This is a genomic window from Winogradskyella sp. (genome assembly GCF_025210595.1).
Lineage (GTDB): Bacteria > Bacteroidota > Bacteroidia > Flavobacteriales > Flavobacteriaceae > Winogradskyella.
On sequence record NZ_JAOARH010000147.1, the window covers coordinates 1 to 11,364 of the forward strand.

The window sequence follows — 11,364 nt, forward strand, 5'->3', positions numbered from 1 at the left end:
CTAGTAGTAATAAAACCATAATTACCAACTATTGTAAAAGCTGTGGCATATCCTGAAATATCTAATTCGCTTACTACGGAATAATTAGACAAACCTTCTTCTACTTTTTTAAGTTTTGAATCAGAGATATTTGCTACAAAATGATCCATTCCGTTATTTCTTACCCAACTATGAAAACTTCCGTTGGTATGTGGATATGATGCAATATCAATATCTGTATATACATCTAATGTATAATTTGAATTTGTTGGTGCACTTGGATTTGTAACATCAAAACCATACAATCCTGCCCAAATACCAAGACATGCTAGCTCATCATTAATAAGTGACAAGCTCATTACATCATGATTTTCAAAAGAAAACACAGAACCATTATTAGTGTTTATATGATGAACTCCTTTATATTCATCTGAAACGTAGATGTAATCATCTATCTTCTCAATATCAGAGACTCTTCCAAATTGAGAATCTTTAGCTATAGATTGAATTGTGCTTAAATTATTTGGATCTGTTACATTATAGATATCCATAAATGGTTGAATGGCATCAAAATAGCCCAAATACGCTCTATCATCTATAACTTCAACAAAATAAGCTGTACTTGCTGAAATCATATTTTCGACATAAGGCAAATAAGGATCAAAAACATTAATGATTTTAAAATCTGTACCATCTGTAACATATACATAATCTGAAGCAATAATAACTTCATCTATATCTACACAATACTGTCCTTCTACAAAACCTCCTCCCTCTCCAGCATTACCAGAAAATTCAATAACAATTCTATCTCCCACTTGAGAACCACCTTCTACAGTTGTTAGATTTATTGGACTTTGTTGTGTACTATAAATTGGATAATTGTCTATAGACAAAAAACTTCCAGCTGTAGTATTCCAATTTTGATCTAATACAGAAGTATCTCCACTAGTTACAGCAAACGTGTAAAAATTTGTAAGTGTTGGACCATTGTTATTAAAAATATGAAAATAATCACCTTGTGGATGTCCTGTAACGTAATGCACTGTTAAGGATTGATCATTTATTAAATAATTATCATTAAATGTTGTAATTGACACTCCTTGTGCAGCATTATCACATGGATTATACTGTACCTCTTCTGTATCATCAGAATTGCAGCTAATTATGATTAAGCCCAATAAAAGAAGGAAAACATTTTTTTTCATAACTAATAATTAAGGATTTACACTATCAATTACCACACAAAACTCTGCTTCATTTCCTCCATTAAACACAACATCAAAACGCATTTCCTCTCCTACTTGAGTCCCAGCACGTTGACATATTACCGTACACGGATAATTTGTTCCTCCAATCCCTATAGTTCCTGTTCCTGTAGCATTTAAAGTCACTACATCTGTTAAAAACCATAAGTTTCCTGGATTGCTGGTTTCATAAATTTCCACAGCTGGAATTCCAGGACCACCATTATTTGGAAAATACTCCGTTTGCAAATCAGCTTCAGGAATTAATATATTGGTATTGTTGTTTGGATCTTCAAAGGTTAAACCTTCATAGGTACATACATTTTCATTTGGTGCATTACCATCATCATTATCACATGAGAATGACACAGTAATTAATAATACTAGTAATAGTGTTTTTTTAATCGTCTTCATAGGTATTGATTTTTGTTAATTAATTTCATCTTTAAATGCATTACAATTAGAAATCATTTTATTTTTCGACTTCCGCCAAAATCAGTAATACAATGAAATAGAATAATGTATTGGAAAAATTTGCACTCACTACACCTCTTAGTGCTCCATTTGGTATAAATACTAGCAATTAAAGTTCCTATAGCAACAAGAAAAACATAGGTATATAAGGTAATTTTTTTAACGTGGAAGATATTTACCAAAACATGTGGCAATTGTAGGTTAAATAGTTCTGGGTGCATTTTGTTTATTGCTTTTTTATTATATCATTATTCAAAAAATGATTTGGAAACATTTAAATAATGATTAATAGCGAAGGCAAAATAAGATGCATTAATCTTATGACACAGAATCATATACTGAAAGCACACTTTCAACCCATGAAAAACCATTTTCATACAATTAAAACACAATAAATAAATACTTATCTTAGTTGTAGATTTATTCTAAAGCGTTTATGTTTGCTTAGATTTATTTTTTTTATGGAACAACAACTTCTTAATCTTTTAATGTACACGATTCCGGCTTTGGTAACCGGAGCTATTGCTTTCTTATTTTTTAGAGAACATATGGATAATGAAAATAACAGGCGTAACTTTTTAATCACAAAAGACTTACAAAAAGAAGCGTTTCCTATTCGACTACAAGCTTATGAGCGTATGTCACTTTTCCTAGAGAGAATATCACCTACTAAATTATTAACAAGAGTACACCCAATCTCTTCAAATAAAGAAGATTACGAAAATTTACTTATAGCAACCATTGAGCAAGAATTTGAGCACAATCTATCGCAACAAATCTATGTTAGTGATCAATGTTGGAGCATTATTATGGCCGCAAAAAATGCCACGATTCAACTTGTAAGAAAAGCGAGCATGAACGAAAAAACCGATACAGCAAATAAGTTACGTGAGGTTGTTTTAACTGAACTTATGGATAAAAATGCTCCAAGCAATGCTGCACTATCGTTTATTAAACAAGAAGTTAGTGAATTGTGGTAAAAAGCAAAGGGAAGACTTTTATACATAAATATTTATACTGTTATAACCTCATTGATATTGAAAATATTTATAATCTGAATATTGATAATATTTAGGGCGACTATCAATTCTTACATGAAGCCAATGAACACCTAATCCCGAAGTACTTAGCCACTTTAAATCTTCATTTATTTTAGCAGAATAAACATAAACTACTTTTTTCCAAAAATCTAAGATTTGATTATGCGCTGCAGTTCTTACAAAGGTAGCAATGTGAGTGTATTCTGTTTGAGTAGAAATAGGTTTTGGAACAATTAACTCAGCGTCACTTCTTAAATTTGGAAATGACACTACACTGCCTCCTTCTTTAAAGTACTTAAGAAAAGGCTTATTATTTGCAGTAATTGACTCTAAAAACTTACTACTCACAATTACAAATTCAAACGGCTGATTAAGCAAAGATTTGTTCACTGGCTTTACCTCCCAGAAAAAAGCTGCAAAAGATGAATTAACAAGTGTTTGATTGAATTGCTTAATAATTTTGTCCGAACTTAACATTGCAGATATCCAATCAGAGAAACTCATTATATTTCCATTCATGAAACAGCTGTATTTTGTGATTCTCTTACTTAATATTTGCGTAGTAATTTCCAATTTTACAGAATTAAATCAGGTTTAATAATTTCAAAAAAAGCTAATACTGTCAACTTAAATGCTTTTTCTCAGCATAGTTATAGCCTTGTTGCCACCATTTTTTCATTAAGCGTTTGCTAAAAATCAGAGAATTTTCGGTTAAACTGGTTGGTGTGTAATACAAATTCAGTTTTACATTTCTATTCTTTGCTGCTAACTTTCCAATAACAATATCGCTACGCTCTACCTGATCGAGTAAATGACCAAATAAATTCATCATTAAAGAGAATGGATTTTTACCCAAAACACGTTGCTTACCCATAGTTTCTGCTTCAAGAACAATAGCATCGACTTCTGTTGCACCTCTTAAAATAGCTTCTCTAATCGGAATTACACAACCCAAACCTCCATCTGCATATTCATAACCATCTACTTTTGCTAAAGACATAAATGGTATGTAATTACACGATATCCAAATCCAGTTACAAAACTCTTCGTAAGTACAATCGTTGATAGACTTGTACTCTACACGATTCATAGATAGATTAGAAACCGTAACCACAACATCGTGTTTAGTAGCTTTAATTTTCAGATAGTCTTCAATAGTAAAGTGCTTTTTTATATGTCTTCTTAATGCTTTACTCTCACCAAAAGTGCGTTTCATTCTTATAAACTGCCATAAAGAATTTATAAAATCTATAGATACATATTCTCTATCGCCTTTTTTGCGTTGCACAAAAGGACTAACACTAAAAATATCTTGTTGCTGTACATTGGTAAAAACATCATAAAGTTTAGAAATGCCATTTACAGCAAGATGTGGCACTAAAAGGCTTCCTGTTGAAGTCCCTAAAAACATATCATATTCACGTTTTTCGTGCTCCATAAGATATTGCGCTACTCCACCTGCAAATGCGCCTTTACTTCCACCACCAGAAATCACCAATGCTCGCATTATTCTTTGTTTTGTAGTTTTTTAGACAATTCTTTTGCAAACTTAACCAATCGCCAATTGTGGTGCGATTTTGCATTTTCTAGATTTGCTTTGCAGGTATCATTACAAGCATTCATAAGGTTTAAATAATTAAACGCATTTATACGCAAATCTGCATTATACTTATCATTTGTATAACTTACCAATTCTTCAAAAAGCCCTTGTTTGTTATCTGCTTTATAAAAAGGTGTATTAAGACTTAAAACAATCCACAATAAACGTACATTCTTATCATTAAAACCAACAATATTTCGGGTTTTAGATAAGTATTTAACACGATCTTCAGGAAAATTATACCACAGATTATATAAGGCGCTTTCTACAGTAATATAAGATTCATCATCTAACAATGTTTCGTAATTTTCTTTTAATGCCTTCGGAATTTTAGTTACATACTTAGAAATGGCTTGCCTTACTTTAAAACCATGCTTAAATGTATCGTTTGTTACCAAATCTGGCATCTGAGAAATCACTTTTACTTTAGCTTCATCAGACACATAATATTTTAAATACTGTTCGCATTTTGAAGTTTTCACTTGGCAATCAACCATTAGATACTCATTTATAAAAGTAGATTCATTTTGAAGTAACCCAAAAGCGGCATCTACAGGAAATGCCTTTTGCTTTATCCAAACATTCACAAAACCATTTAACGATTTGCCATACAAGCGTTCTACTTCTTTTATAAAATTGGAAGTGTTTGCGCTTTTAAACTGATATTTTTCCAAATATTGTTTCACTGCTTGTTTAAATACAGTATCACCAACCAAAGTTCGCAGAGCATGAAGCACCCAAGCTCCACGCTGATAAAAGGTTAAACTGCTCGATTTAGGATTTAAAAGTGATGTACCACTACCAGCAATATCTTGCCTTCCTAAATCTACAGCAGATTCATAAAGTTTGAAATAATAGTAGTTATCTCCAAAAATTTGTCGTTCTGCCAATAAAGCATAATAGGTTGCAAAACCTTCCTGCAACCAATGATGCTCACCAGAGGTTGCGGTTACTAAATCACCAAACCATTGATGAGCCAGCTCATGTGCATTTACATTAACATAGTTTTTATCATTAAAGCCTATCTCATCTACCATAAAAGCATCCGAAAAAATGGTACAACTTGTGTTTTCCATACCTGCATAAAGAAAATCGTGTACAGGAACTTGCTTATAATTTTGCCAAGGATAAGCAAAGCCAATTTCTTCCTCTAAAAAATCGAACATTTGCTTAGAGTAACGATAGGTTGGCTCAACTTTTAGAGAATCTTCAGGATAATAGTAATACTCTAACGGAATACCACTTTTAGAGGTTTCTGTTTTTTTATGGTATTTGCCAATTGCTAAAGCAACCAAGTAGCTCGACATAGGCTTTTGCATATCGTAATGCCAAGTAATCGTTGAGTCGTTTATTTGTTTATCTGTTAACTTACCATTTGCTATAACTTCGTAATCTTTATCAACGTTCACTTTTATATCAAACTCTATTTTATCATTTACATCATCTAAACTTGGTAACCAATTGCTGGTATATTTTCCTTGACCTTGCGTCCAAATTTGCGATTCACCATTGCGTTTCACAAAATAGAGTGCTTTTTTAGGCTTTCCTGAATAGAAGATTTGTAAATCATTATCTGTTGAGACACTAAACTGATGCTTTAAAACTATCCTGTCATTAGTTGTCTTGAATGAAATTGAATCGTTATTTAAAATACAACCTAAAACATTTAAATTTTCAGAATCAACAACAACAGAATCAACAGCTTGTTTTACGTTGAATTTATAAGCAACATTTCCAGATATAAAACTAGAATCTGGAAATACAGTTAGATTAACCTTAGCATGGGTAAAATCGACTACATTTGTTTGCTGCGCAAAAGAAAAACCAATATAAAAAAAGAATAAAACAATAAGAATTTTCTTCATAATATAAGTTTATACAAGGACAACGCCAAAATACAAATTTTAATACTATATTACCACAAATAAAACCCAATCAACTAACAATAAAATCACTTCAACGAAAAAAACACAACCTAGTATTACATACTAAGTTTAATAGTATTTTTGCGTGATTCTTTTAAAACTCTAACTATGAAAACCCATAATGGCATTTGGTAAACAAAGACCATTATCCATCATAACAATTAAATAACTGAACCTTAGGTTCCTAACAAAAAACTAAATAGATGAAAACATTTCTTGTACCAATTAGCTCTTTAAAAGAAAAAAAGGCAACATTAATCTACGCTATCGATTATGCCAAAGCCATTGGCGCTGAGATGATTTACGGTATTCAACTTAACGAAATAAAAGAAGAAGACCATTTAGAGGATATTATGGAGCATGCCAAAAAGCAAGACATTGGCATAAACTTTAGATTTTTTGAAGGAGAAACTATTGAATACATTAAAGAGTTTTGCAAAGATTATAACGTAGATCTTGTTGTTGCTTCTGCTAACACACCCAAAACAAGCGATAAAAAATTCTTAGACAATTTATCTGGAAGCATTGTTAGAAAAACAGAAATGCCTGTATTATTAATTCCTGAAAATTACGAATATAAGAGTATAAATACTGTTTTAACTGCTATTAAATCTGGAATTGTAAAAACACAAGGCGCTCTTAAACCCTTAGAGCATACGCTACTTTCCACAAAAGCAGAAATGACTTTATTACAAGTTAAAACACCTTCATATTTACCAGAAGATTTAATGTTTGATAAAGATTTAGCTATTCTAACATCAAAGTATTATTCTTCTGAAAACGCCACATTATTTCAAGGTGTATTAGAGCATATCCATGTTGTAAATCCTGATATGATTTGTGTTTTTAGACGTAAACGTGGCTTCTTTCAAAAACTTTGGAACGATGTTACCTTAGACCACACCGTTAACAAAGCAGATTTTGAAAGTCGTATACCACTTTTAGTTTTAAAAGGAGAACAATAGTATTTTCTTACAAGTTAATTACACTAAAAGCTTTACATAAAATAAAGCCTTTGTTAACACATACCATCTTTTATTATTTAAAAGGAAATAGGTAAATTCGCTCTATGAGTGTAAATTTACAAACACCTATAGATTATCTTAAAGGAGTTGGACCTAATAGAGCGGATTTATTGCGCTCAGAGCTAGGCATTCACACTTATCAAGATTTAATCAACCTCTTTCCCAATCGCTATATAGACCGAACCAAATATTATAAAATCAATCAGCTTCAGCGCAATAATGCCGAAGTGCAAGTTATTGGTACAATTAGCAACTTTAGAGAAGTGGCTCAAAAACGTGGCAAACGATTGGTTGCAGATTTTAGAGATGAAACTGGAGTTATGGAATTGGTTTGGTTTAGAGGTCAAAAATGGATTAGAGATAGTCTTAAAACTGGTCAGCCTTACGTTATTTTTGGTAAAACTAATTGGTTTAATGGCAAGTTTAGCATGCCACACCCAGAATTGGAGCTTCAATCTGAGCACGAAAAGAATCTGCGCAGTGCCATGCAAGCCATTTACCCATCAACAGAAAAGCTTTCTAACAAAGGTATTACCAACCGTATTGTTACCAAAATAATGCAGCAATTGTTTTTGGAAACCAAAGGGCAATTTGCAGAAACATTATCTAATTCTGTTAAAGGAGAATTAAAGTTAATTTCAAAATCTGATGCACTTTTTAATGTCCATTTTCCAAAATCACCAGAGTTACTTTCTAGAGCTCAATTTCGATTAAAATTTGAAGAATTATTTTATATTCAACTGCAATTAGTTCTCAAGAATCTCATTCATAAATCAAAAATAAAAGGCTTTACTTTTAATAAAGTTGGCGACTATTTTAATACGTTTTACAAACAGTATTTACCGTTTGAATTAACCAACGCACAAAAGCGAGTTTTAAAAGAAATTAGAGCAGATTTAGGAAGTAATGCACAAATGAACAGACTCTTGCAAGGAGATGTAGGTTCTGGAAAGACCATAGTAGCCTTTATGTCAATGCTCATGGGACTTGACAATGAATTTCAATGTTGCTTAATGGCGCCAACTGAAATTTTGTCAGTTCAGCACTATAATGGACTACTTGAGTTTTGTAAAAAACTGAATATCAACACTTCAATATTAACAGGCTCAAGTAACACTTCAGAAAGAAAAAAAATCCACGAAAATCTAAAAAACGGCAATTTACAGATCTTAATTGGTACACATGCGCTACTCGAAGATAAGGTGAAATTTAAAAATTTAGGACTCGCAATTATAGATGAACAACACAGATTTGGTGTAAAGCAAAGGTCTAAATTATGGAAGAAAAACAACCTTCCTCCTAATGTATTAGTAATGACTGCCACTCCTATTCCAAGAACATTAGCAATGTCTGTTTATGGCGACTTAGATATTTCGATAATTGATGAATTACCAGCTGGGAGAAAGCCTATAAAAACGGTTCATCGTTACGACAATAATCGTCTTAAGGTGTTTCGATTTATGAAAGATGAAATTGCTAAAGGCAGACAAATTTATATTGTATATCCATTAATTCAAGAAAGTGAAAAAATGGATTATAAAGACTTAATGGATGGTTACGAAAGTATCTCGCGAGAATTTCCGACACCAGATTATCAAATTTCTATTGTGCATGGCAAAATGAAAGCTGCCGATAAAGATTACGAAATGCAACGCTTTGCTGACGGAAAAACCAATATAATGGTAGCTACAACGGTTATAGAAGTTGGTGTTAACGTACCTAATGCTTCGGTGATGATTATAGAAAGTGCAGAGCGTTTTGGTTTATCGCAATTGCATCAGCTTAGAGGTCGTGTAGGTAGAGGTGCAGAGCAAAGTTATTGTATTTTAATGACAAGCCATAAATTGAGTAACGACAGTAAAACCCGATTAGAAACCATGGTACGTTCTAGCGATGGTTTTGAAATTGCCGAAGTAGACCTTAAGCTTCGTGGTCCTGGTGACATTATGGGCACACAACAAAGTGGTGTTTTAAATTTACGAATAGCTGATATCGTAAAAGATAAAGACATTCTAGAACAAGCAAGACATTATGCTAAATCTGTTTTAAAGTTAGATCCTAGTCTCAGTTTGCCAGAGCATAAGGTTATTTTAAATACGTACCGACAAATGAGTAAATATCGTAATATATGGAATTATATTAGTTAAAGTTATCGATACGATTTTTCTTCCAATAGTTATCGAAACCTAAACCACTCAAAAATTTAGGCATACATGTGTCTATATGACGTTAAAACTAGTTGAAAATGACAATGCTACCTAGATAAATTTTAGGTTCTTTAATATTGAGATTTCTGCTTTCACAGGAAGTAGAAAAAAAGGTCTGGTACCAACAATAAACCAGACCATATAAAACACAACTACTCGTGTTTTTATTGATGAATAGCCTACCGCTAAAGTATAAGGCTTTTAAAAACAATGCTGTTAGCAACTTGTTAAAGAAATAAATAAGAGTGTTAATTAACGTATTATTAAGAATACCTATAGGACAAAACCATAATTGTTATAAAACTTTTATATTAGTTGCATTAACCAACGTTATATGCTTACCAAACTCGGTCAAAAATTTACAGACAGCTTTACCAAATATATGCCAAGTGCTTATGTATTTGCATTATTACTAACCTTGCTTACTGGCATTTTAGGGCTTACATTAACAGATAGTAAACCTATTAACATTTTAGAAGGTTGGTACAATGGTTTTTGGAATTTACTTTCTTTCGGAATGCAAATTGTACTAATTATTATTACTGCTTATTGCATAGCACAATCTTCACCTGTAAAAAAAGGTATTGATTACATTGCCAAACTTATAAAAACACCAACACAGGTTTATTTAATAATTATTTCGCTTGGTGCTTTACTTTCATTAGTAAGTTTTGGAATGGTTGTTATTACTGCTATTCTTGCTCGCGAACTTGCGTTACGAATCAGAGGTATCCACTACCCTTTTTTAGTAGCCTGTGTTTATTTTTCTTTTAACGGTTGGGTTTGCGGACTATCAAGTTCTATAGCTTTGTTACTAAATACTAAAAATAATTTTTTAATACAAAATGACATTCTTAGCAACACCATTTCTACCAGTTACAGTTTAGGCGCCAATTTAAACCTTGCCATGATTGTGCTGTTTGTTATAATATCACCACTTATTATTTGGGCATTGATACCAAAATCTTTTACTGGTAAAGAACTAAAGGATTTACAAACTTCATTAGACGATGAAGAGGGTACAGTAAAAGATGAAGCACTATCGTATAAACTCCCTTTTAAAGCACTTTCTGATGCATTAAACAATGCTGGTTGGTTACAAGTAAGTGTAGCACTTTTGGGCATCATTTATATTATCTATCACTTCACTTCAAAAGGATTTGATCTAAATTTTAATATAATGATATTTATATTTCTTATTCTTGGTATGTTACTACACATTACGCCAATGCGTTATAGTATTGCTATGAAACGTGCCAGTAGTAATATCTCAGGAGTGTTATTTCAGTACCCGTTTTACGCAGGTATTATGGGTATTATGATGGCGTCTGGTTTGGGTGAAAAAATAAGTAGTGCACTGGTATCTATTGCCACACCAGACTCGTATGCATTTATTGCCTATTTAACAGGTGGAGTCATTAATTTTGCTATTCCATCAGCAGGTGGCGAATTTGCAGTAATTGGACCAAGCATCATTAACATGGTACAAGAATTAGGATCTAGCCTTTCACCAACCGAAGTTTCCGCAATGATAGCAAGAGCATCTATGTCTGTTGCTTATGGTGAAAGCTTAAGCAATCTATTACAGCCTTTCTTTTTACTTATTATTTTCCCTGTAATGGGTAAGGGCATAAAAATACAAGCCAGAGATGTTGTTGGATATTTATTCATCCCTTTTGTTTTGCTATTTATTATTCAAGCTTTAATCGTAACATATTTGCCACATTAAGTCGTTTTTACTTACATACATTTTGTATAACATATTGTATAAAAACAACAAAAATGTTATACAAAATGCATGTATTAAAAAATTAATTAAAGTATTGATTATAAGGTTTTTGAAAATAGTTTTATATTAGCAAAAAAA

The 11,364-nt window shown here is 32.0% G+C and carries 9 protein-coding genes; 4 read left to right on the plus strand and 5 right to left on the minus strand.

Going from position 1 to position 11,364, the window contains the following annotated elements; all coding sequences use genetic code 11:
- A partial coding sequence (locus N4A42_RS13920) for a hypothetical protein (protein WP_294075247.1) occupies positions 1-1,187 on the minus strand: 1,187 nt, incomplete at its 3' end.
- A gap of 9 nt (positions 1,188-1,196) precedes the next feature.
- The gene (locus tag N4A42_RS13925; protein ID WP_294075250.1) at positions 1,197-1,640 is read right to left on the minus strand and encodes a hypothetical protein; all 444 of its coding nucleotides are present in this window, start codon (positions 1,638-1,640) and stop codon (positions 1,197-1,199) included.
- A 521-nt stretch (positions 1,641-2,161) separates the two neighbouring features.
- Here N4A42_RS13925 and N4A42_RS13930 point away from each other — a divergent pair.
- Entirely contained in the window at positions 2,162-2,680 is a 519-nt protein-coding gene (locus N4A42_RS13930; protein ID WP_294075253.1) for a hypothetical protein, read from the plus strand.
- A 48-nt stretch (positions 2,681-2,728) separates the two neighbouring features.
- Here N4A42_RS13930 and N4A42_RS13935 read toward each other — a convergent pair whose 3' ends face one another.
- The 3 genes from N4A42_RS13935 to N4A42_RS13945 all read right to left on the minus strand — a co-directional run bounded on the left by N4A42_RS13935 (position 2,729) and on the right by N4A42_RS13945 (position 6,205).
- Positions 2,729-3,259, minus strand: coding sequence for a hypothetical protein (locus N4A42_RS13935; protein WP_294075256.1), 531 nt, complete (start codon positions 3,257-3,259; stop codon positions 2,729-2,731).
- A 103-nt stretch (positions 3,260-3,362) separates the two neighbouring features.
- Entirely contained in the window at positions 3,363-4,247 is an 885-nt protein-coding gene (locus N4A42_RS13940) for a patatin-like phospholipase family protein (RefSeq protein ID WP_294075259.1), read from the minus strand.
- A complete protein-coding gene (locus N4A42_RS13945; RefSeq protein ID WP_294075262.1) occupies positions 4,247-6,205 on the minus strand; it encodes a M1 family metallopeptidase in 1,959 nt (652 codons plus the stop codon). Before N4A42_RS13945 ends, N4A42_RS13940 begins: the two co-directional genes overlap by 1 nt.
- A gap of 263 nt (positions 6,206-6,468) precedes the next feature.
- Between N4A42_RS13945 and N4A42_RS13950 the strand changes: the two genes are divergently transcribed.
- The 3 genes from N4A42_RS13950 to N4A42_RS13960 all read left to right on the plus strand — a co-directional run bounded on the left by N4A42_RS13950 (position 6,469) and on the right by N4A42_RS13960 (position 11,226).
- Positions 6,469-7,230 (plus strand): universal stress protein, encoded by a 762-nt coding sequence (locus N4A42_RS13950; RefSeq protein WP_294075264.1) that lies wholly within the window; start codon positions 6,469-6,471, stop codon positions 7,228-7,230.
- A 104-nt stretch (positions 7,231-7,334) separates the two neighbouring features.
- Positions 7,335-9,437, plus strand: a complete 2,103-nt coding sequence (recG, locus tag N4A42_RS13955) for an ATP-dependent DNA helicase RecG (protein WP_294075267.1) — start codon at positions 7,335-7,337, stop codon at positions 9,435-9,437.
- A 394-nt stretch (positions 9,438-9,831) separates the two neighbouring features.
- Positions 9,832-11,226, plus strand: coding sequence for a TIGR00366 family protein (locus tag N4A42_RS13960; RefSeq protein WP_294075271.1), 1,395 nt, complete (start codon positions 9,832-9,834; stop codon positions 11,224-11,226).
- Positions 11,227-11,364 lie beyond the last annotated feature (138 nt).

Bases quoted from the DNA above. Each gene is read 5' to 3' on its own strand.
- recG (WP_294075267.1), top strand. From the start codon at position 7,335: ATGAGTGTAAATTTACAAACACCTATAGATTATCTTAAAGGAGTTGGA.
- N4A42_RS13925 (WP_294075250.1), bottom strand. From the start codon at position 1,640: ATGAAGACGATTAAAAAAACACTATTACTAGTATTATTAATTACTGTG.
- N4A42_RS13950 (WP_294075264.1), top strand. From the start codon at position 6,469: ATGAAAACATTTCTTGTACCAATTAGCTCTTTAAAAGAAAAAAAGGCA.
- N4A42_RS13960 (WP_294075271.1), top strand. From the start codon at position 9,832: ATGCTTACCAAACTCGGTCAAAAATTTACAGACAGCTTTACCAAATAT.
- N4A42_RS13940 (WP_294075259.1), bottom strand. From the start codon at position 4,247: ATGCGAGCATTGGTGATTTCTGGTGGTGGAAGTAAAGGCGCATTTGCA.
- N4A42_RS13945 (WP_294075262.1), bottom strand. From the start codon at position 6,205: ATGAAGAAAATTCTTATTGTTTTATTCTTTTTTTATATTGGTTTTTCT.
- N4A42_RS13935 (WP_294075256.1), bottom strand. From the start codon at position 3,259: ATGAATGGAAATATAATGAGTTTCTCTGATTGGATATCTGCAATGTTA.
- N4A42_RS13930 (WP_294075253.1), top strand. From the start codon at position 2,162: ATGGAACAACAACTTCTTAATCTTTTAATGTACACGATTCCGGCTTTG.